Below are 21,143 nucleotides of genomic sequence, written 5' to 3'. Positions count from 1 at the left end.
GGCAGCCGTCCCATGACCTTTCCCGCCGTACGTATGCGCCGCATGCGCCGCGACGCCTTCTCCCGCGCCCTCATGCGCGAGAACGTCCTTACCGTTGCCGACCTGATCATGGTCGCCTTCATCGTCGAGGGCGAAGGCGTGCGCCAGCCGGTGCCTTCGATGCCCGGCGTCGAACGCCTCTCCATCGACGAGCTGGTCAAGCTCGCGGCCGAATGCGTCGCCCTGGGGATTCCAGCGCTGGCCTTGTTCCCATCGGTCGACGGTTCGGCGAAGACCGAGGATGCGCGCGAGGCCTGGAACCCCGATGCCCTGTTTCAGCGCGCGACGCGCGAACTCAAGCACCGCTTCCCCGAGATGGGCCTGATCGGCGACGTGGCCCTCGATCCCTACACTACCCACGGCCAGGACGGCCTGATCGACGAAGACGGCTACGTGATGAACGAGCCCACCGTCGAGGCCCTGATCAAGATGTCGCTGGCCCAGGCCGAGGCGGGCATGGACTTCGTGGCGCCTTCGGACATGATGGACGGCCGTATCGGCGCCATTCGCGAAGCACTCGAAGATGCCGGCTACATCCATACACGCATCCTGGCGTACTCGGCAAAGTACGCCTCCAGCTTCTACGGCCCCTTCCGCGACGCGGTGGGCTCGTCGGCGAATCTCGGCAAGGGCAACAAGCACACCTACCAGATGGACGTCGGCAACAGCGACGAAGCCATTCGCGAGGTGGAGCTCGATCTGGCCGAAGGCGCCGACGCGGTCATGGTCAAGCCTGGCTTGCCGTACCTCGACATCGTGCGCAGGGTTAAAGACACCTTCGGCGCGCCTACCTTCGTCTATCAGGTAAGCGGCGAGTACGCGATGATCAAGGCCGCCGCGCAGAACGGATGGCTCGACGAGAAAGCCGTGGTGATGGAGTCGCTGCTGGCGATGAAGCGCGCCGGGGCCGATGCGATTCTTACGTACTTTGCGGTGGACGTGGCGCGCTGGTTGAAGGGGTAAGTCCGAGGCCTCGCCGCTTCGTTGGCTTTTCGCCGATGAATCGGCTCCCACATCGCCTCGATGAAGCTGCTTTCGTCCAAATCGCGCAGGCGTGCCCGTGACATAATCGAAGGCGATCTTTCGGGAGTCACGGGATGGATGGACATCATTTCCTCGAGACGGCAGTCGTCTTTCTGCTGGCAACGGTGGTCGCCGTGCCACTTACAAAGCGATTCCGCCTCGGCGCCGTCCTCGGCTACCTGCTCGCCGGCGTTGTCATCGGCCCTTCGGTTCTCGGGCTGGTAAGCGATACCGCAGGCGTCGCCACGATCTCCGACTTCGGCGTGGTGTTGATGCTCTTCGTCATCGGCCTGGAGCTCTCACCCTCGCGACTGTGGGTGATGCGTCGTGCCGTGTTCGGCAGCGGCAGCCTCCAGGTGCTCGCCTGCGGGCTGGCGATCGGCGCGATGGGCTACTTCCTGTTCGGCCTGACCTGGAAAGCGGCCGTCATCATCGGCGGTAGCCTCGCACTTTCGTCGACCGCGTTCGGCCTGCAGATCCTCGCCGAGCGTAAGGAAGCCGGCACCGTCTACGGACGACAAGCCTTCGCCATCCTGCTGTTCCAGGATCTGGCCGCGATCCCCCTGATTGCCGCCGTGCCGCTGCTTGGTGGCGCCCTGGCGCGCGACACGCACGCGCCCGACATCATGAGCGTGATCCGCGTGGTGGGCACGATCTTCGCCGTAATCGTCGGTGGCCGGCTGTTGTTGCGTCACGTGTTTCGTTTCGTGGCGCGGGCAAAGAGCACCGAGGTCTTCACCGCCACCGCGCTGCTCGTGGTGATGGGCACGGCCTGGCTGATGGAACTGGCCGGCATTTCGACCACCCTGGGCGCCTTTCTCGCGGGCCTGCTGCTGGCCGACTCCGAATACCGCCACGAACTGGAATCGAACATCGAGCCGTTCAAGGGCCTGCTCCTGGGTCTGTTCTTCGTGAGCGTCGGCATGTCGGTGGATCTCGCGCTATTGGTCGCGCAGCCGCTGATGGTGCTCGGCATGGTGGCCCTGTTGTTGACCGTGAAGGCCTTGCTTATCGTGCCCCTGGGCAAGCTTGTCGGTGGGCTCACCTCGGCCGATTCGGTCCGCCTTGCCGCGGTGCTGGCCAGCGGCGGCGAGTTCGCCTTCGTCATCCTCAACCTTGCCCAGCAGAACCGCCTGATCGACGACAGCCAGCGCAACCTGATGGTGATGGCTATTTCGCTGTCGATGGCACTGACACCACTGCTCGTGCTGGCGGCATCGCGCCTGGTGCACGAGCGGGTGCGAAAGCCCGATCGCGCCTTCGATACGATCGAAGCCGATACCCCACGGGTCATCATCGCGGGGTTCGGACGCATGGGCCAGATCGTCGCTCGTGTGCTTCGTGCGCAGGGCATCCAGTTCGTTGCCCTGGAAAGTTCGGTGGAGCAGGTCGAAACCTCGCGCCGCTTCGGCGGCACGTCATTGTTTTTCGGTGACCCGGGGCGCCCCGAAATGCTCCGCGCGGCGCAGGCTGACAAGGCCGAGGTATTCGTCATCGCCACCGACGATCCGGAAGCGAACATCCGCACGGCCCGTCTCGTCCGCCGGCAGTACCCGAACCTGAAAATCGTTGCCCGTGCGCGCAACCGCCAGCACGCGTTCCGCCTGATGGATATCGGCGTGGAGGACCCCGTGCGCGAGACCTTCTACTCCAGCCTGGAGATGACCCGGCATGTGCTCGAATCGCTCGACATGCCGCCCGAAGTTGTCGAGGCGCGCATCGCGCGTTTCCGCAAGCACGACAGCCAGGTGTTACGCGCGCAGTACCTCGTGTACGACGACGACGCGGCACTGATGCAGAGCACGAAGGATGCGCTCCACGACCTCCAGCAGCTGTTCGAAGCCGATGCGGTCGAGGAGCGGGTGCGCGAGGAAGATCACTGAGTCAGCCTTCCGAGCGCACCCGCCAGGCGGCCCGTCAGTCCGGCTGGGCGGGCTGACGCAGCGTCTGTCGCACGCTGGGGATGGCGCCGACGCGCGTGCCCAGTTCGTGCGCGATATCCACGAAGCCCAGATGACGCGCCACATCGCCCGCGGTGCGGCCGAATGCGTCGGCGGCGTTGCGATTGGCACCACGGTGCAGGAGGACGCGCGCCGGTGGCAGCAAGGCGTGCATGGCGCTGGCGTGCAGCGCGCTGACGCCACGGTGATCGGCGTGTTCAAGCTTTGCGCCGGCGTCGATCAGCACCGGGACCAGCGCGCCCAGGTGAGTCGCATCGGCCACGCTGCCCGGACGCATGTGCGCGCCGAGCAGAAGCAGCAGGGGCGTGGCACCGTCCTTGTCTGCCTTGTTCACGTCGGCGCCCTTGCCGATCACGATGTCGAGCAGGCGGCGTGCACGAAGGCTGTCATTGCCACCGAAGCAATACTGGGCTGCCGCGTGCAGGGCCGTGTGACCATGCGCATCTTCGGCGTTCGCATCGGCACCATGGGCGAGCAGCATGTCGGCGATCTCGGGATAACCGAGCGTTGCTGCGATCATCAGCGCCGTGGCATCGCCGGGCAGGCGCTGGTCGACGCTGACGCCGCGCGAAAGAAGAAGCTCGACAATGCCCTCGCGACGCGCATTGACCGCGGCGGCGAGCGGCGTGATGCCAGAAGCGGCAGTGACGGTCGGATCGGCGCCAGCGGACAGAAGATGCGCGACGACATCGCGTTGGCCGGCACCGGCGGCACGCAGGAGTGCGGTGGCTCCCTGGGCGTCGCGCGTGTCTACACCGAAACCGAGTTCGAGCAGGCGATCCACCGCCTGCGTGTCGCCGGCACCTGCCGCGGCGGGGAGGTCGTCGGCGCGCAGGGCGCGGCGCGGCAGTGGCCAGGCCGCCCAGCTGAGCCAGCGCTCCACGTCGCCGTGGCCGATACCCAATCCGTAAGGCGTTTCGCCGTTGACATCAGCCGCCTCGGGGTCGGCGCCATGCGCCACCAGCCGGCGTACCAGGGGCAGGCTCTCGCCGCCCTGTTCCAGCGCCGCATGCAACGGCGTACGTCCGCCCGCGTCGCGCACGTTCGGATCCATGCCGCGCGCAAGCAGCGCATCGAGCAGGGCCACGCGACCGGTAGCCGCTGCCATGTGAATGGGAGTGCGACCCCGGCTGTCCGCTCCATAGGGATCGGCGCCGGCCTCGAGCATGGCGAGGGTAAGGCGTTCGTCGGCGCCGTCGGCGCCGTCGAGGCGGCAGATGGCCTGGCCGAGCAGGCCTGCGCCCGCCGGCGTGGCACCGGCGCGCATCAGCTGGAGGAGGGCATCGGCGGCCTGCGGCAGCTGCGGAAGCAAGGCGTCGAAGAGGCGTCGGCCAAGCAGGTTCGGTTCGTCCGCCGGCACGGCCAGGCGCGTTTCGGCACCCAGGCCATGATCCAGCAGCCATGCTCGCGCGGACTCGAAGCCCGTGCCGGCGAGGTCGACATACAGCGCGGCGAGTTCTTCCGGGGGCCATTCGCGCACCTTGCCGGCGAACGTCGAAGCCACGGCCCAGTGGCCGAAGCGCAGGGCGTCGTAGAGGTGCATCGGCGAGTCGGCACCCGCTTCGGGCACGACCGATTCACTGAGCGAGGTCGGCAGCGGCGTTTCCGGATCGAGCAGGGCGACGAAGTCCCATCGGCCGGCTGCCGCCGCGTGGTCGAGCGCACTACGGCCGTCCGCGCCCGGTTCCTTCGGTTGCGCGCCCAGGGCGAGCAGCGCGCGTACCGTAGTCGCCTGCGCACGCGGAGACTGGCTGGCGAGGGTGAGGGCGTCGCGACCGTGACCGTCACGCGGTGAAGCGTCGGCATTGGCTTCGGCAAGTAGCTGGACGATGCCGTGGGCGCCAGCGCGGGCGGCCTCCATCAGCGCGGTGGTTCCATGGCGGTCGGCCAGATTGGGATTGGCGTTCGCCTGCAGCAGGGTACGCGCGATTTGTTCGTGTCCCTCGGCGGCGGCGGCGATGAGGGCCGTGCGGCCCGACGCATTGACGGCGTTTACCGGGCCCTTGTGACGGAGCAGCACCTTCACGCCCTCGGCGTCGTCGTCCGCGATACCCGCCGCGGCCACGAGGGCCGGCTCGCCACCGACCGGCGCCGGCTTGGCACCATGCTCCAGCAGGAAGCGCGCAAGCGCCCAATTGGCCGCGCGACAGGCGATAGCGAGCGAGGTGTCGCCGGCAGCGTTCACCGCGTCGACGGAGGCGCCAGCGTCGAGCAGCATCGCGGCTACCGTCGGTTCGGCGCCAAGCGCGGCCCCGTGCAAGGGCGTGTTGCCCTCGGCGTCGGTGCCGGAAGCATTCGCGCCGTTGGTCAGCAGGGTCAGGACGGCTTCCGGACGGCCATGCCAGCTGTCACGCGTGGCCGCGATAAGCGCGGTGACGCCGTTCTGCGAACGGTCGACCTGCGCGCCGCGCGCAATGAGCGCGCGGAGCAGCCGCATATCGGGCGAGAGTGCGGCAAGGGTGAGCACCGGGCGCTGGTCGCGGTCGCCCGGTTCCGCGCCAGTGTTCGGATCGGCGCCGGCTTCGACGAGTGCCACGGCGCGGGCGATATCGCCTTCGCGCGCAGCGGCGAGCAGGGCGCGCTCACGAACACCCGGCTGGCTTTCTTCGCTGGAGAGCACGGGAATCGGGGTGGGTGCGGCCGGGGCTTCGACGACGGGTTCACGGCGGGGCTCGGCGCGCGCCGTGCGGATGTGCCCACGGTGATCGCAGAGCAGCGCGCGCAGCGTGCGGTTGGCGATCACCATGCCACAGACAGGCAGCAGCACGACGCCGTAAATGCCGAGTGCGGCGAAGCGCATCTCGGACGGAAAGACGCCATAGAGGCCGGCCAACGCGACGGCGCAGAAAGCGAGTATCAGCAAGCCAAGGGCAGCCGGCACGAAATGCGAGAAGAACCGTTCCTCAGCAGAGAGGTGGCGTCCGAACGAGATGGATCGCGCGACGGCGGTGAAGATCCACGAGCCGCTATTGCTGTCTTCCGGGTAGGCGTCGTCCCAGAGAAAAAGCAGGCCAAAGGCCGGCCAAACGCGCCACAGGGCGGCGAGCGCGACGACCAGGGTGGCGGCGAGCAGCAGGGCCCACCCGAGGCTGGGTGCCTGGGTCAGCTTCAGGACGGGATAGGCGACCAGCACGAAGACGACGAACGTATAAGCGGTAAACATCACCACGTGCGCGGAGCCCCGGCGCAGTGTCGTGCGCAGGTAACTCTGTTCCGGATCGAAGCCGATGGCATGGCACACCGCACCCATGGCCAGGGCGTTGGCGAGCAGCAGTGGTATCAGCGCGAGCGGCGAAGCGGTCAGCCCGGCGCACGCGACAGCGGCGAGGGCAGGGAGGAACCAGGGCAGTGCCTTGATCAGCGGTGGTCGTCGACGTTTGGGATTGGCCATGCGCGGCAGTATACGGACGCCACAGCGGTGACGCGGTAACCCCGCGTTAACCCGTGTTACACGAGGCGCCCGTGTGCGTATTCGGCTGGGTCAGGCGCGGACGAGCGTCTGGTCGGGGTCGATCTGCCGGTTGAAGTTGGGCTGATTGCAGACGGTGAGGGTTTCGTTGGACGGCGTCTGCAAGTGCCAGCCGCATCCGCTGAGATTGGTCAGGATGCGGTCCGAATCGTCGTGCGGCAGCTTCCGCTGGGGCGTCAATTCCACCTCGAGGACGAAGCGGAGTTCGCCCAGCAGGAGGACGAGCGGCTCGGGAAGCATGTCGAATCCGTCGCGGCGGGTCATCCAGACGTAGGTGTCGGGCTTGCGCAGGCTTGCGTAGACATAGCAGTGCATGACGGCAGTCTCGCTTGCGATTCGGCTTACCACCCTACCAAAACGAGCGCTCGGTTGCAGGCTGTAAACCCTTGTCGTTACACCTTTGTTGCATTAGCACTTGCAAATTTCTCGTCAAGTCGTCCAGAGTTCCACCCCAGATTGTTAAACGCGCGTATGAAAACGGATAAATTTTAGGTTTTCCGCGACGTAACGTCGACCCAGAGCAGAACAAAAAAGCAGGAGCCCCACCGAATGTCGAAGCTGAACCTCCATACCCGCCCGCTGGCCATTGCCGCCCTTTCGCTGGCCATCGCCGGCGCGCTGGTGGCTCCCCAGGCCGTGCACGCCAGCGCTTTCCAGCTTAAGGAAAACAGCGCCGCCGCCCTCGGTCGCGCCTTCGCCGGCTCCGCCGCCGCAGGTGACGACGCCTCGGTGATCGTGAACAACCCGGCCGCCATGTCCCTGCTCAAGGGCAATGTCGTCCAGGCTGACGTCACAGGCATCAACTTCAGCACCAAGTTCCACGGTACCGCGACGGACGCGCAGGGCCGCCCGATCTCCGGTGGCAACGGCGGCGACGCTGGCACGACCATCCCGGTCCCGGCAATGTACTTCGCCACCCAGGTCAGCGACCGCGTTCACATCGGCCTCGGCCTGACCGCGCCGTTCGGCTTCAAGACCGAATACGACTCCGACTGGAAGGGCCGCTACAACGGCGTGAAGTCCGACTTCAAGTCGTTCGACGCCACGCTGTCCGCCTCGTTCGACGTCACCGACACGTTCGCCGTCGGTGCCAGCTTCATCGCGCAGAAGACCAGCGCCGAGCTGACCAGCGCGATCAACTACAACACCGTCGGCCTCGGCCTGATTCAGCAGGCAGCCGCTGCCGGCCAGCTCCCGCCGGCCGCCGCCCGCGCGCTTGCGCAGCAGTACGCCACCGTTGTCCCGCCGGGCAGCGACGGTGTCGCCCGCATCAAGGGTGACGACTGGGCCTACGGTTGGCAGCTTGGTGGTCTGTGGCGTCTGACGGACTCCGATCGCCTTGCGCTGAACTACCGCAGCAAGATCAAGCACACGCTCGAAGGCACCGGTAACTTCACCATGCCGTCGAATGTCACGGCCGTCCTGTCGAACCCGACGGTTGGTGCGTTGCTCGGTAGCGGCCAGCCGCCGTTCACCCACACCAATGGCTCGGCAGGTTTCACCACGCCGGCCGTCGCGACCGCCAGCTACTGGCACCAGGCATCGAAGTTCGGTTGGGGTATCGACGCATCGTGGACCAAGTGGGACTCCTTCCAGGATCTCACCGTCAACTTCGAGAACCCGAACCAGCCGCAGTCCACCGAGCACTTCGGCTGGCATAACAGCTGGTTCGTGTCCGTGGGTGGCGAGTACTACATGACGGACAAGTTCACGCTGCGTACCGGTGTCGCCATCGACACCACGCCGACCGAGGACCAGAACCGCGACGTCCGCGTGCCGGACTCGACCCGCAAGTGGCTCTCTTTCGGTATGGGCTACAAGGCCACCGACCGCCTCGAGATCAATGCGGGCTATGCCCACATCTTCGTCAACAAGGCACACATCGCCGGCGGCGAGAGCTCCACGCTCGATCGCATCGCTGGCGAGAGCGACGACAAGGGCAACCTGCTGAGCGTGTCGGCCAAGTACGCATTCTGATCGTCTGATCAGCAAGGCCTGAAAACAAAAACCTCCCCGGCAACGGGGAGGTTTTTTTATGGCTCTTCACGCATTGCCGGGGCCCGGTCGCCCGGCTTTCAGGCCGGGCATTCTTTCGCACCTCGCGCCTCGCGCATGGCTCGCCTTTGGCCTCGCGGGCTCGGCTTTGCCATCGCTCTCTACACTTGGGCGTGTCGCGGGGGAGACCTTGGTGCCCACCCTCGCTGCTCAGACAGTCCTCCGCGTTCGGTGCGGAAGGCCGCTTCGCGGCCCATGTATCTATCTGGCCTACGGCCGCTCCACTTGTGCGGAACTCGCCTCGAGGGTGGACACCAAGGTCTCTCACGACGATACGGATGAGTGGAAGGAGAGCCGTTGCGTGGCCGCTCCCGCAACACCAGGGCGATGTGGAAGCAGTTGCTGGTACGCAGTTGCCGATCACGTCCGTCGCGCCTGTGCCGGCGTGCCGGCCGACGATGCTGCCACGCGCTTTGGCTCGACCCACGCGAGCCTCAGGGCTCTGCTCCGCTACGTCCGCGCCCGCCGCGGCGTGCGCGGGTTGCAGCGAGTGAGGCGACGCCTTCGGCGTCCCGGAACTCCGCGATGAACCCTTCTTTACGTCCCGCTACCGCAGCACTTCTTGAACTTCTTCCCACTCCCGCACGAACACGCATCGTTACGACCGACCTTCGATGAGTCACGTCGCACAGTCTGTCCATGTCCCGGATGGCGCCGACGATAAAGCGCCGCCAGCTGAAACGGGATTTCGTTGAGCAGGCCCATCCGCTCGTTGAACGAAGGAAGCGGAAGTGCTGGCATATCCGGCGTCGGCTCGGTCTGATCCGCCGATAGAGTCATGAGCATGCCGATGAAAGGGTAGAGACTCTCGTCCGTCCAGTCCGCCCATTCCTCACCCCATTCGTTCAGAGCAAAGCGAAAGCCGACGGCCCAGTCGCTGGCGATCGGGAAGTCGCCGGTATAGGTGCTGACGTCGTCGATGTCGTCGAATTCTTCCGGCGAATCGATGAAGGGCAGGGATTCTTCGCCCAGTACTGCCGGGTCCGCTGCCACACGATCGGCGATGACCTGCCAGAACTCCCGTAGCAGCGCGTCGGCCTCGTTGCGTTCGGCGTCCGAGGACCAGGGCGTCGCGCCGCCTAGTTCCAGGACGGCCATGCAGGCATCGACGTCCACTTCGATCGGTCCCACCAGGGCAGCCGAGAAGAGGCCGTCGAGGGTCTCGAGCGAATAGCGGTTGGTCGACGACAGCAGGTCGTCGAGGCGGCCGAGCTTGGTTTCACTCATCTGCATGTGGGCGGCCTCAGTACGCGTATTCGCGGAAGATCGGATCCACGCTGCCATTCCAGCGACCGTGGAACAGTTCCAGCTTGGTATCGGCCTGGGTCTTACCCGACAGCGCGATCTCTTCCAGCGGCTCGAGATAGATCGACTCGTCGGTACCGCGGTGTCCCTGCACGTTGCGACGCTTCAGGCCATGCGAAGCGATCTTCACGGCTTCGAGCGCGAGCTCACGCACGCTGTGGTTGCGGAAGCGCAAGGCCAGGGCATCCTTCGGCACGCCGTCACGCAGCGCGTGGCGCTCGGCCCTGGTGAAGTCCTTCACAAGATCCCATGCGGCGTCGAGTGCCACGTCGTCGTACAGCAGGCCAACCCAGAAAGCAGGCAACGCGCACAGCGAGTTCCATGTGCTGGTGTCGGCGCCGCGCATTTCCAGATACTGCTTGAGGCGCACTTCCGGGAATGCCGTGGTCAAGTGGTCGGCCCAGTCCTTCATGTTGGCTTTCTCACCCGGTAGCGCGGCGAGTTCGCCACGCATGAACTTCTTGAAGTCCTGGCCGGACAGGTCGACGTACTTGCCGTCGCGGTAGCTGAAATACATCGGCACATCGAGGATGTAGTCGACGTAACGTTCGTAACCGAAGCCGTCTTCGAAGACGAAGTCGAGCATGCCGGTACGATCGGCGTCGGTGTCGGTCCACACGTGCGAGCGGAACGACTTGTAGCCGTTCGGCTTGCCTTCGGTGAAAGGCGAATTGGCGAACAGCGCCGTCGCGATCGGCTGCAGTGCCAGCCCCACGCGGAACTTCTTCACCATGTCCGCCTCGGTGGCGAAATCGAGGTTGACCTGCACGGTGCAGGTGCGGGTCATCATGTCCAGGCCGAGTGAACCGACCTTGGGCATGTACTCACGCATGATCTTGTAGCGGCCCTTGGGCATCCACGGCATCTGGTCGCGGCGCCATTTCGGCTGGAAGCCCATGCCGAGGAAGCCGATGCCGAGTTCCTCCGCCACCGAGCGGACTTCGCGGAGGTGCTCGGTCACCTCGTCACAGGTCTCGTGGACCGAGAGCAGCGGTGCACCGGAGAGCTCCAGCTGGCCGGCCGGCTCCAGGGTGATGTTGGCCATGCCCTTGGTCAGCGCGACCGGCGTGTCGCCTTCACGGGCGACGTCCCAGCCGAAGCGCGTGGCCAGCGTCTCAAGGAGCTGGCGGATGCCCGGGCGGTCGCCGTCGAAAGGGGGTGGGGTGAGGTCGTCCGTATAGAAACCGAACTTCTCGTGTTCGGTACCGATGCGCCAGGCTTCACGCGGCTTCTCGCCAGCGGCGAGGTAGGCGACCAGATCGTTACGGTCGCCGATGGGCGTGCTCTTGGCGGCGCTGGGTATGGACACGGACTTTCCTTGGACGAGTGCGGCGGGGCCGGTTGCCGGGACACATGGGGGCGCATGCCTGCCGGGAAAAGGTGTTATGCCCGGCGGCGCAGCGTAGCAAATGCCGCGGATGGGCGTGAGAAACGAAAAGGCCGCCCGGAGGCGGCCTTTCGCTGGATTCTACGAGGCGCGCTCAGCGCTTCATCGAATTGAAGAACTCGTCGTTGGACTTGGTGTTCTTCATCTTGTCGAGCATGAACTCCATTGCGCTGAGTTCGTCCATCGGGTGGAGCAGCTTGCGCAGGATCCAGATCTTGGCGAGCAGGTCCGGCTCGATGAGCAGGTCTTCGCGACGCGTGCCCGATCGGTTGATGTCGATAGCCGGGTAGACGCGCTTCTCGGAAATACGACGGGACAGGTGCACTTCCATGTTGCCGGTGCCCTTGAACTCTTCGTAGATCACTTCGTCCATCTTCGAGCCGGTGTCGGTCAGCGCCGTGGCGATGATCGTCAGGCTACCGCCTTCCTCGACGTTACGCGCCGCGCCGAAGAAGCGCTTGGGGCGCTGCAGGGCGTTGGCGTCGACACCACCGGTAAGGACCTTGCCGGAGCTCGGAACCACGGTGTTGTAGGCACGGGCCAGGCGGGTGATGGAGTCGAGCAGGATCACCACGTCCCTCTTGTGCTCGACCAGGCGCTTCGCGCGCTCGATCACCATTTCGGCGACCTGCACGTGGCGCACGGCGGGCTCGTCGAAGGTGGAGCTGATGACTTCGCCGCGAACGGTGCGGGCGATCTCCGTGACTTCCTCGGGACGTTCATCGATCAACAGCATGATCAGATGGACGTCCGGATGGTTGTACTGGATCGCCTGGGCGATGTTCTGCAGCATCATCGTCTTGCCGGATTTCGGCTGGGACACGATGAGGCCACGCTGGCCGCGACCGATCGGCGCGACGAGGTCGAGGATGCGGCCGGTGATGTCCTCGGTCGACCCGTTGCCACGCTCGAGCTTGAACGACTTGCGCGGGAACAGCGGGGTGAGGTTCTCGAACAGCAGCTTGTTCTTCGACGCCTCCGGCGGATCGCCGTTGATGTCGTCGACCTTGAGCATCGCGAAGTAGCGCTCGCCTTCCTTCGGATGGCGGACGCGACCGGTGATGTAGTCGCCGGTGCGCAGGTTGAAACGGCGGATCTGGCTGGGCGAGACGTAGATGTCGTCCGGACCGGCCAGGTACGACTCGTCGGCCGAGCGCAGGAAGCCGAAGCCGTCCTGCAGGATCTCGAGCACGCCTTCCGCCCAGATGCCGCCGCCGGATCGGGCGTGGGCCTTCAGGATATTGAAGACGACGTCCTGCTTGCGCTGGCGGGCGACACCCTCGCGCACACCAAGCGATTCGGCGAACTCGAGCAGCTGGATGGCGTTCTTGCGCTTGAGCTCGGTCAGGTTGATCAGGCGATCATTGCTGCCGGCGTCGGCGTTCTCGTCGTCGTCGACCGGATAGCCGTTGTTGCTGCGCTGGCTCTGGTAGTTATTACCGCCGCCGTTGCCGCCGCCACTATTGCCCGGATTGCCACCGCCGCCGCCGCCACCCTGGCGCTGCTGATTGCGCTCGTTGCGCCGGCGTCGGCCACGACCTTCGCGTTCGGCGTTGTTGGGGTTGTTCGGGTTATTCGGATTGCTATGGCGGTTCTGCGGCTGGTTCGGGTTTTCGACCCGGCCCATCTGCTGATTCTGCGCGCCCTGCGACTGGCCGTTGCCGTTTCCGTCGCGGGCTTCGTTCTGCGCCGGACGCGCCTCGTTGCCCTGTTGCGGGCTGCCCTGCTGGCTGGCTGGCGGCTGGTTGTTGAGCTGGAGCTCAGCCTGCGGTGCCGGCGAAGGAGAGGGGGCCAGTGCCGGAGTAGGCAAGGGAGGAAGTGCCGGCACGGACGCCGGCGGGCGGGCCGCGGCGGGTGTGGGAGCCGGGGCGGGCGCGCTCGTCTCTACCGCAGGTGCTTGAGCGGCGGGTGCCTTTCGGCGAGTACGGGGACGCGGTTCGGTCGCAGGCTGGTCGCCGGCGCCCTTGGCGTCGCTGGGATTTTTAGTTTCGATATCAGACACGGGCAAACCTCACGGGGCGCCGTTGAAGAAAGAATGGGAGAGGGTTCGCAGCATGGGGGACAAGGCATGTCCCGGCGAACTCCTGAAGCCTAGCATCGCGTGAGGCGCGGCGTAAAGCGCCTCACGCGGCGGCTTAAGTGAAACGTACAGCTAAAGCGATCAGATCGAGGTCTCGATGAACTTGGTCAGCTGGCCCTTGCCCACGGCGCCGATCTGCGTGCCGGCAACCTTGCCGTCCTTGAAGATCATGAGGGTGGGGATGCCGCGAACGCCGAACTGGCGCGGGGTCTGCTGGTTCTCGTCGATGTTGATCTTGACGATCTTCAGCTTGCCTTCGTACTCGCCGGCCAGTTCATCGAGCACCGGGGCGATGGATTTGCAGGGGCCACACCATTCCGCCCAGAAGTCGAGCAGGACGGGGGTGTCGGAATCGAGGACTTCCTGCTGGAACTTGGCGTCGCTCGTATGGGTGATGTTGTCGCTCACCGTGATCTCCAAAAAGGGGGTGAAAGGGGGTTGACGACCGTGACGCCAGCATCGGCTACACTAAGGAGCCCCATGTCGCGGGTCCAACCGGAACCGAAGGTCTTGGCTATTGCAGCCGGTTGCCCTCATTCCAACGCAACTAGGGGCGCGATACAAGCGATTCAAGGGCGCCGACGGGATGGCTTCCGTTGACATAGGTGAACAGGCTCCGTCCAGAGCCCCTTCACCTATGCCAGCGGGAGCCGTCGGGTCGCGCGCCGCCGCCTCCGGCCATCGTGCGCCGGGCGCGTCGTACGGCCGCCGGCATGGCACCGGCCGCCCCCGACTCTCCCGTGACGCCGGCCGGATCCCCCACCGTCCCGCAGCTCTTTCAGCTGCCGGGCCGCTGCCGCGTATTTGCGGCACGAGACTCCAGGTCACCCACCCACCATGTCCCAAACCGTTCTCACCGACGTCTTCTACGAAAACTTCGACCTTCATCCGCTTCTTCAGCAGGGCCTTGCCGCCGCCGGCATCACCCGTACCACCCCGATCCAGGCGCTGACCCTCCCGGTCGCCCTGCTTGGCCGCGACGTGGCCGGCCAGGCGCAGACGGGCACGGGCAAGACCTTCGCCTTCCTCGTCGCGCTGATGAACCGCCTGCTCAACAACCCGGCAGCGCCGGATCGCAAGGACGCCGACCCGCGCGCCCTGATCATCGCGCCGACGCGCGAGCTGGCGATCCAGATCGAAAAGGACTTCCAGGTCATCGGCAAGGCCACCGGCCTGCGCAGCGCCCTGATCTACGGCGGCGTGGACTACGACAAGCAGCGCCAGCAGCTGCGCGACGGCTGCGACATCATCATCGCCACGCCGGGCCGCCTGCTCGACTACTACAAGCAGGACGTCTTCGGCTTCGGCAGCGTCGAGGTCATGGTCATCGACGAAGCCGATCGCATGTTCGATCTCGGTTTCATCAAGGACGTACGCTTCATCTTCCGTCGCCTGCCGGCGCGCGAGAAGCGCCAGGTGCTGCTGTTCTCAGCCACCCTGAGCCACCGTGTACTGGAGCTCGCCTACGAGCACATGCACGAGGCCGAGAAGATGGTCGTCGAGACCGAGAACGTCACTGCCGACCGTGTGCGCCAGGTGGTCTACTTCCCCTCCAAGGAAGAGAAGATGCCGTTGCTGCTCAACCTGCTCGAGGAGAGCAAGACCGAGCGCAGCATCATCTTCGTCAATACCAAGGCCGCGGCCGAGCGCATCACGGATCGCCTCAAGCGCCACAACTTCCGCGTCGGCGCTATCTCCGGAGACGTGCCGCAGGTGAAGCGCCAGAAGCTGCTGCAGCGCTTCCAGGACGGCCAGATCGACCTGCTCGTCGCGACCGATGTCGCCGCCCGCGGCCTGCACATCCCGGCCGTGAGCCATGTGTTCAACTACGACCTGCCGCAGGATGCCGAGGACTATGTCCACCGGATCGGCCGTACCGCTCGCCTGGGCGCCGAGGGTGACGCGGTCAGCTTCGCCTGCGACCTCTACGCCATGGGCCTGCCGGACATCGAGACCTACATCAACCAGAAGATTCCGACCGCCTCCATCGAGGCCCGGATGCTGGTGATGCCGGCCCCGCGCCCGCGTGCCGACGGTGTCCAGGACGAAATCGACGACCCGAACGACAACGACGGCCACATCCCGACCCGCGGTGCGCCGCCGGAGAAGGGTGGCCGCGGCGGCAGCCGTGATGGCCGTGGCGGTCCCCGCTCCGGTGAGCGCTCCGGTAGTCGCGAACGTACGGGCAGTGCCGAGCGTCGTCCGCGTACGCCGCGTCCGGATGCAGCCGCCGCAGGCGTCGCTGCGCCGGTCGAAGTGCCGATGAAGACCGTGGTTGTCGCCGAGACGGTTGCCGACCTCCCGGCCGCCGCCGAGGCCATGGCCGCCGATGGCGCGCCGAAGAAGCGCCGCCGCCGCGGTGGCCGTGGTCGCGGTGCTCGCGAGGGTGCCGAGAATGGCAACGGTGCGGGCAGCACCACGACGAACGTCCAGGGCGAAAAGCCGAAGGCCCCCGGCGCGCCGCGGCAAGCGGCCGAGGGGCAGGGCAATCCGAACCGCCGTCCGTCGCGCCAGGTGGCGGCTAACCGTCCTTCGGTCGGTGCGCCGGCCCCGGTTGCCTCGAGTGGTCAGGAGAAGGTGGGCTTTTTCCGTCGCATCGGTCGTTTGTTCGGCGGTAGCTAAGGAATCGCCGATAAATCGGCTCCCACGGACAGCACGGCCCGGCATCGGTCGGGCTGTGCTGTCTGTGGGAGCCGCTTCAGCGGCGATGCCCCTGTAGGAGCCGATTTATCGGCGATCAGCGCGAAGCGCGATCCACCCACCGCAAAACCCACACCACTTCCCTTATCCTCTGGGGTTCAACGGGCCAACGGGTAACGCGGTGATCGGTTTCGATCTGGTGAGTAAACGGTACGAGGGCGATCACCAGGCCCTTACCGATGTGTCGTTCAGCGTCGAAGCCGGCGAGATGGCGTTTGTCACCGGTCACTCCGGTGCCGGCAAGAGCACCCTGCTCAAGCTGCTGGCCATGATCGAGCGCCCGACCAACGGTGTCGTCACCCTCGACGGCCAAAAGCTCAACACCGTCCGTCCCTCCGATATCCCGCGTATCCGTCGCAAGCTCGGCATGGTTTTCCAGGACCACCGGCTGCTGATGGACCGCACCGTGTTCGCCAATGTGGAACTGCCGCTGGTGATCGCTGGCGTGGCTCCGGCTGACCGCGGGCGCCGTGTGCGCGCCGCCCTGGAAAAAGTGGGCCTGCTCAGCTACGAGAAGCAGCTACCCGAGTTCCTCTCCACGGGCGAGCAGCAGCGTGTCGGTATCGCCCGCGCCATCGTCGCCAAGCCCGCGGTGCTTATCGCCGACGAACCCACCGGCAATCTCGATCCTCAGCTGGCGATGGAGATCATGGGCCTGTTCGCCGAGTTCCAGCAGGTCGGCACCGCCGTCCTCGTCGCCAGCCATGACCTCATGCTGATCAAGCGGATGAAGAAACGCGTCGTCGTGCTCGATCACGGCAAGCTGGTCGCCGATGTCCCCGCCATGGAGGTGGTATGAACGCCGTCCGCGAACAACGCCGCCAGCCCGAGCCGGAGAAGACCCGGCGTAGCGGTCCTCGCCACGTGAGCGCCTGGCGCGAACACCATGTGTGGAGCCTGTCGATCAGCCTGCGCCGCCTGGGTGCCCGGCCATTGGGAACGTTGCTCACGGTGGCCGTCATGGGTGTCGCGCTGGCGCTGCCGCTGGCTTTCTACCTGCTGCTCGGCAACGTGCAGCGGATGGGCGATGCCCTCGGTCGCAACCAGTCCATCAGTGCCTTCATGAAGCCTGGCCAGAACGGCGCGATGGCGGAAACCGCCGCATCCGCCCTCCGTGGTCGTCCCGAGGTCGCCGAGATCGTCGTGCGGACCCCGAAAGACGGCCTGGCCGAGCTGGCCGAGGTACAGGGCTTCTCCGGATCGCTGCAATCGCTCGACGTGAATCCGTTGCCGTACGTGTTGTCGGTGCAGCCAAAGGCGGGCCTGGCGATCGAACAGGTCGACCGGCTGGTCGAGTCGATGAAGGCGACCCCGGGTGTCGATATGGTCCAGGACACCGGCGCGTGGCGTCAGCGCCTCGACGCGCTCCTTGGCGTGGGAAGCCGCGCCGTATCGCTGCTGGCCCTGCTGCTCGGCGTCGCCGCGTTGCTGGTGGTCGGCAACACCATTCGCGTGGACATCCAGAGCCGCAGTGCCGAGATCGGCGTGCTGTTGTTGATCGGCGCCAGTCGTCCTTTCGTTCGCCGGCCTTACCTGTACGCGGGGATCTGGCTCGGCTTGCTCGCCGGCATTCTCGCCGTGGTCCTGGCCGCCGCCCTCGAACTCGCCATGGCCGGCCCGGTGGGACGGCTGACCGCGGCCTACGACGGCAGCGTCAGTTTCGGCGGACTCCCCGCATGGCTGCTGCTTTCGGTACCCTTCGCCTCGGCGTTGCTCGGGTGGCTGGGCGCGCGGCTCGTCAGCGCGCGGCAGATTCGCCGCGCGGCAGCGGCCTGAAGGGGAGACAGGGGTGGGATCTCACATCGGTTCGGGTGTCGCCGGCGCTGCGCCGCGAATCCTGTTGGTTGACGGCTCCAAAGTCGTCCGCCAGCTGATTTCGCGCGTGGTCGCGGCCGAGGTGCCAGGTGTCGAGATCATCGGTGTGTCCACCGGCGCCGAGGCGCAGTCCGAACTGCAGCGCGGCGTCTTCGATTTCGTCACCGTGGCCTTGCGCCTTCCCGATATGGACGGCCTGGATGTGGCCCGCTTCGTCCGCGAGTCGGCCCCGCAGATCTACATGCCCATCGTCGTCGTCTCCGGCGATGTCGAGTCGCGCCTGCATCGGCGCGAACTGGGTGAGTACGTCACCGACTACTTCGACAAGTCGCTCGGCTTCGGCGCGCTCGCGGAATTCATCCGCGGCTATGTTCGACCCGAAGGCGGCGCCGAAGGCGAAGTGCTCTACGTGGAAGACAGCCGCGTGGTTGCACTGGCCACGCGCCGCATGATGGAAAAGTACGGACTCACCGTTCGTCACGTGATCAGCGCCGAAGATGCCATCGCCTACCTCCACGAAGCGAAATCGCGTGGTGAAGTCGGCGCGGATGTCGTGCTGACCGACGTCAGCCTGAAGGGTGAGCTCACCGGCGGCGACCTCGTCGAGTGCATCCGCAACGAGTTCGGCTACGGCAAGGGCCTGCTGCCTACGCTGATCATGACCGGTGACGAGAATCCGGCGAACCAGGCCGCGCTGCTGCGCGCCGGCGCCAACGATCTCGTCGAGAAGCCTGTCGAGGAGAAGTTGCTCATCACGAAGCTGCTGTTCCAGCTGCGCGTTGCCCTGCACCTTCGCGAAAGGGCGACCGGTTGAACGAGCGCGTACGACTGGAAGCCTCCTGGAAGCAGCGGATCGGCGATTACCTCGATCGACCCGACATGCTGGCGCTCTCCACGTTCCTTCGTGACGAGAAGGCGCATGGCAAGGAAATCTATCCGCCCGGTCCGGACATCTTCAACGCCTTCGAGCACACGCCCTTCGACAAAGTGCGCGTGGTCATTCTCGGCCAGGATCCGTACCACGGTCCCGGGCAGGCGCACGGACTCAGCTTCTCGGTACGCCCCGGTGTACGCGTGCCGCCGTCGCTGCAGAACATGTTCAAGGAGATCGAGGGCTGCCTCGGCATTCCTCGTCCCGATCATGGGTGCCTGACGCCGTGGGCCGATCGCGGGGTGCTCCTGCTCAATGCCGTGCTCACCGTGGAAGCGGGACAGGCCGCTTCGCATCAGGGCAACGGTTGGGAAGGCTTCACCGACGCTGCTATCGAGGCCCTGAATCGCGAGCGCGAGGGCCTGGTGTTCTTGCTATGGGGAAGCCACGCGCAGAAGAAGGGGCAGCTGATCGACGGCAAGCGCCATTTGATTCTGCGCAGCGTGCACCCCTCGCCGCTGTCCGCACACCGCGGCTTCCTCGGTTGTGGCCACTTCGCCAAGGCGAACGGGTATCTCGAGTCACGCGGTGAGGCGCCGATCGACTGGTCGTTGCCGCCGCGCACCGAGCTCTGAAGAAAGCGTCCTGCAGAAGTGACAAAGCCCGCGAGCCGAAGCTCGCGGGCCAGTTTAGGATCCGAGGTGCTTGTCATCGCACATTCGGCCTGCCGCGGCTGCCACCCGAAGGTCTCACCGAGGTCTTGAGATCGGCTATTGCCGACGGACGAGTGCAAGTTAATTGCTGGACGCCTAACAAGCAACATAATCAGCGCGCAAACCCTATTTTTCAGAAAAGTTCGAACATATAAGCGATGGCGCGACGAATGCCGTCCATGGTGGCCGCATCCACTCGATCCTCGCCAAACCGACGGTGGCCGCCGTGGCGCGCTGAAGCGGAGAGGCTTAGCCGTTCGAGACTGACCACCGTGAGCATGTCGCACTTCGCCCATCGGGCGCCTGGCTTCTCCCGCCAGCCGGGAGGCATTGCCGCCACCGAAACGGGGACATGCCAGAGACGACGCCTGGCCGGAGCCGTCATGCTTATGGGAACGATGTTGACTAGCCCTCGTCTGCCTTGCAGGGCCCGCCCCACAACCACGGCGGGACGGATTTTGACCATTTCAGCACCGACGACCGTCCCCGCCGCCGGGAAGCGGCAGATGACGACGGTGCCTGGATCGGGCGGAAAGGCGAGGGCCATTGGTCTACGTTAGGTTGCCCGCTTTCCCTTTAAAGCCAGCCCCCAGCCCCAATAACTGTAGGCACGACGGCCACATAGCCTCGTCGACACCCCTGTCGCCGCTCACTCCGCGGCCGGGGAGCCGTCTGCCTCCTGAACACCCGGGTACCCCCTCTGGACATGCCGGATCAATTTCTGTACCATAGCGTACAGTTAACCGATATGAACTTCGGCATGGCTTAGCACTCTCACTTCGGGACTGCTAATCTGCACACCAGTTTTCAGGAGGTTCCACACATGTCTCAGGTCCTCGCCACCCGTAACTACGGGCTCCCGAGCGTCGTTGGCAGTCTGGATTCCTACATCTCGGCGGTCCATCGCATCCCGGTGCTCAGCCTTGACGAGGAGCAGTCGCTGGCGCGCCGCTTCCGTGACGACGCCGATCTCGACGCCGCCAAGCAGCTCGTTATGTCCCACCTGCGTTTCGTGGTCCACGTGGCCCGTGGCTACAACGGCTACGGCCTGCAGCTCTCGGACCTCATCCAGGAAGGCAACATCGGCCTGATGAAAGCCGTGAAGCGCTTCGACCCGGATCAGGGCGTTCGTCTGGTCAGTTTCGCGGTTCACTGGATCCGTGCCGAAATGCACGAGTTCATCCTGCGCAACTGGCGCATCGTGAAAGTGGCCACCACCAAGGCCCAGCGCAAGCTGTTCTTCAACCTGCGCAAGAGCAAGAAGCGCCTGGGTTGGATGAATGCCGAGGAAGTCCGCGTGGTCGCCCAGGACCTGGGCGTGCCCGAGGCGACCGTCCGCGAGATGGAATCGCGTCTGTCCGGTCGTGACGTCGGCTTCGAGGCTCCGGCCGACGCCGATGACGACGACAAGCCGGCACCGGCTGCCTTCCTCGTCGACGAAGGTGCGGATCCGTATGACAACCTCGCCGAAGAAGACGCGAGCAAGAACCAGATGGGCGCGCTGTCGTCGGCGCTCGGCAACCTGGACGCCCGCTCGCGTGACATCATCCAGCGCCGCTGGCTGGCCGAAGACAACAAGGCCACGCTGCAGGATCTTGCCGATGAATACGGTGTTTCCGCCGAACGCATCCGCCAGATCGAAGCGAACGCCATGAAGAAGATGCGCGTCGCCATCGCCGCCTGAGTGGGTCGTTGGGCGTAAGATCCGGAACGGCCCCCCTGGTG

16 protein-coding genes are annotated in these 21,143 nt (G+C 65.6%); 9 read left to right on the top strand and 7 right to left on the bottom strand.

The annotated features are described in order from the left end of the window. Positions 1 to 12: 12 nt before the first annotated feature. Both hemB and C8J98_RS02415 read left to right on the top strand, forming a co-directional pair. Positions 13 to 1,002, top strand: coding sequence for a porphobilinogen synthase (gene hemB, locus C8J98_RS02420; protein ID WP_107910558.1), 990 nt, complete (start codon positions 13 to 15; stop codon positions 1,000 to 1,002). A gap of 134 nt (positions 1,003 to 1,136) precedes the next feature. Continuing rightward, on the top strand, positions 1,137 to 2,945 hold the full coding sequence (locus C8J98_RS02415) for a monovalent cation:proton antiporter-2 (CPA2) family protein (RefSeq protein WP_107910556.1): 1,809 nt from the start codon (positions 1,137 to 1,139) through the stop codon (positions 2,943 to 2,945). A gap of 34 nt (positions 2,946 to 2,979) precedes the next feature. Here C8J98_RS02415 and C8J98_RS02410 read toward each other — a convergent pair whose 3' ends face one another. Both C8J98_RS02410 and C8J98_RS02405 read right to left on the bottom strand, forming a co-directional pair. Then, positions 2,980 to 6,414 (bottom strand): ankyrin repeat domain-containing protein, encoded by a 3,435-nt coding sequence (locus tag C8J98_RS02410; RefSeq protein WP_107910554.1) that lies wholly within the window; start codon positions 6,412 to 6,414, stop codon positions 2,980 to 2,982. Positions 6,415 to 6,504: 90 nt separating this feature from the next. Beyond that, complete coding sequence (locus C8J98_RS02405) at positions 6,505 to 6,807, bottom strand: YcgL domain-containing protein (protein ID WP_107910552.1); 303 nt, start codon at positions 6,805 to 6,807, stop codon at positions 6,505 to 6,507. Between the two features lie 234 nt (positions 6,808 to 7,041). Here C8J98_RS02405 and C8J98_RS02400 point away from each other — a divergent pair, with 234 nt between their 5' ends. After that, positions 7,042 to 8,469: an outer membrane protein transport protein gene (locus C8J98_RS02400; RefSeq protein WP_107910550.1), complete on the top strand. Its 1,428-nt coding sequence runs from the start codon at positions 7,042 to 7,044 to the stop codon at positions 8,467 to 8,469. A gap of 615 nt (positions 8,470 to 9,084) precedes the next feature. On the opposite strand, the gene C8J98_RS02395 is transcribed toward C8J98_RS02400, so the two are convergent. The 4 genes from C8J98_RS02395 to trxA all read right to left on the bottom strand — a co-directional run bounded on the left by C8J98_RS02395 (position 9,085) and on the right by trxA (position 13,727). Then, positions 9,085 to 9,780, bottom strand: a complete 696-nt coding sequence (locus C8J98_RS02395) for a UPF0149 family protein (RefSeq protein WP_158272573.1) — start codon at positions 9,778 to 9,780, stop codon at positions 9,085 to 9,087. A 10-nt stretch (positions 9,781 to 9,790) separates the two neighbouring features. Continuing rightward, on the bottom strand, positions 9,791 to 11,161 hold the full coding sequence (locus C8J98_RS02390; RefSeq protein ID WP_107910546.1) for a glutamate--cysteine ligase: 1,371 nt from the start codon (positions 11,159 to 11,161) through the stop codon (positions 9,791 to 9,793). A gap of 172 nt (positions 11,162 to 11,333) precedes the next feature. Further along, complete coding sequence (gene rho, locus C8J98_RS02385; RefSeq protein WP_107910544.1) at positions 11,334 to 13,241, bottom strand: transcription termination factor Rho; 1,908 nt, start codon at positions 13,239 to 13,241, stop codon at positions 11,334 to 11,336. A 159-nt stretch (positions 13,242 to 13,400) separates the two neighbouring features. Next, entirely contained in the window at positions 13,401 to 13,727 is a 327-nt protein-coding gene (trxA, locus tag C8J98_RS02380) for a thioredoxin TrxA (protein WP_107910542.1), read from the bottom strand. A gap of 429 nt (positions 13,728 to 14,156) precedes the next feature. Between trxA and C8J98_RS02375 the strand changes: the two genes are divergently transcribed. The 5 genes from C8J98_RS02375 (at position 14,157) to ung (ending at position 19,340) form a co-directional block, all read left to right on the top strand. Then, positions 14,157 to 15,941, top strand: a complete 1,785-nt coding sequence (locus C8J98_RS02375) for a DEAD/DEAH box helicase (protein WP_107910540.1) — start codon at positions 14,157 to 14,159, stop codon at positions 15,939 to 15,941. 199 nt (positions 15,942 to 16,140) lie between these two features. Next, entirely contained in the window at positions 16,141 to 16,818 is a 678-nt protein-coding gene (ftsE, locus tag C8J98_RS02370) for a cell division ATP-binding protein FtsE (protein ID WP_107910538.1), read from the top strand. Beyond that, on the top strand, positions 16,815 to 17,795 hold the full coding sequence (ftsX, locus tag C8J98_RS02365) for a permease-like cell division protein FtsX (protein WP_107910536.1): 981 nt from the start codon (positions 16,815 to 16,817) through the stop codon (positions 17,793 to 17,795). The genes ftsE and ftsX overlap by 4 nt, the downstream gene beginning before the upstream one ends. 13 nt (positions 17,796 to 17,808) lie before the next feature. Then, positions 17,809 to 18,648 carry a response regulator gene (locus C8J98_RS02360; RefSeq protein WP_233260073.1) on the top strand — a complete coding sequence of 280 codons (840 nt, stop codon included), beginning with the start codon at positions 17,809 to 17,811 and terminating at the stop codon, positions 18,646 to 18,648. Continuing rightward, a complete protein-coding gene (gene ung, locus C8J98_RS02355) occupies positions 18,645 to 19,340 on the top strand; it encodes a uracil-DNA glycosylase (protein ID WP_107910534.1) in 696 nt (231 codons plus the stop codon). Before C8J98_RS02360 ends, ung begins: the two co-directional genes overlap by 4 nt. Positions 19,341 to 19,551: 211 nt before the next feature. Here ung and C8J98_RS02350 read toward each other — a convergent pair whose 3' ends face one another. After that, on the bottom strand, positions 19,552 to 19,965 hold the full coding sequence (locus C8J98_RS02350; protein ID WP_107910532.1) for a type II toxin-antitoxin system PemK/MazF family toxin: 414 nt from the start codon (positions 19,963 to 19,965) through the stop codon (positions 19,552 to 19,554). A gap of 276 nt (positions 19,966 to 20,241) precedes the next feature. Here C8J98_RS02350 and rpoH point away from each other — a divergent pair, with 276 nt between their 5' ends. Next, positions 20,242 to 21,102, top strand: coding sequence for an RNA polymerase sigma factor RpoH (gene rpoH / locus C8J98_RS02345; protein WP_046968926.1), 861 nt, complete (start codon positions 20,242 to 20,244; stop codon positions 21,100 to 21,102). Positions 21,103 to 21,143 lie beyond the last annotated feature (41 nt).

The sequence above is a fragment of the Luteibacter sp. OK325 genome, from assembly GCF_003050935.1.
In the GTDB taxonomy this organism is placed as follows: domain Bacteria; phylum Pseudomonadota; class Gammaproteobacteria; order Xanthomonadales; family Rhodanobacteraceae; genus Luteibacter.
This window is presented reverse-complemented; position numbering and strand designations above follow the sequence as displayed.

Excerpts from the sequence above, each read along its gene's own strand:
- hemB (WP_107910558.1), top strand. The coding sequence starts at position 13 with ATGACCTTTCCCGCCGTACGTATGCGCCGCATGCGCCGCGACGCCTTC.
- C8J98_RS02415 (WP_107910556.1), top strand. The coding sequence starts at position 1,137 with ATGGATGGACATCATTTCCTCGAGACGGCAGTCGTCTTTCTGCTGGCA.
- C8J98_RS02410 (WP_107910554.1), bottom strand. The coding sequence starts at position 6,414 with ATGGCCAATCCCAAACGTCGACGACCACCGCTGATCAAGGCACTGCCC.
- C8J98_RS02405 (WP_107910552.1), bottom strand. The coding sequence starts at position 6,807 with ATGCACTGCTATGTCTACGCAAGCCTGCGCAAGCCCGACACCTACGTC.
- C8J98_RS02400 (WP_107910550.1), top strand. The coding sequence starts at position 7,042 with ATGTCGAAGCTGAACCTCCATACCCGCCCGCTGGCCATTGCCGCCCTT.
- C8J98_RS02395 (WP_158272573.1), bottom strand. The coding sequence starts at position 9,780 with ATGCAGATGAGTGAAACCAAGCTCGGCCGCCTCGACGACCTGCTGTCG.
- C8J98_RS02375 (WP_107910540.1), top strand. The coding sequence starts at position 14,157 with ATGTCCCAAACCGTTCTCACCGACGTCTTCTACGAAAACTTCGACCTT.
- ftsX (WP_107910536.1), top strand. The coding sequence starts at position 16,815 with ATGAACGCCGTCCGCGAACAACGCCGCCAGCCCGAGCCGGAGAAGACC.
- C8J98_RS02350 (WP_107910532.1), bottom strand. The coding sequence starts at position 19,965 with ATGGCCCTCGCCTTTCCGCCCGATCCAGGCACCGTCGTCATCTGCCGC.
- rpoH (WP_046968926.1), top strand. The coding sequence starts at position 20,242 with ATGTCTCAGGTCCTCGCCACCCGTAACTACGGGCTCCCGAGCGTCGTT.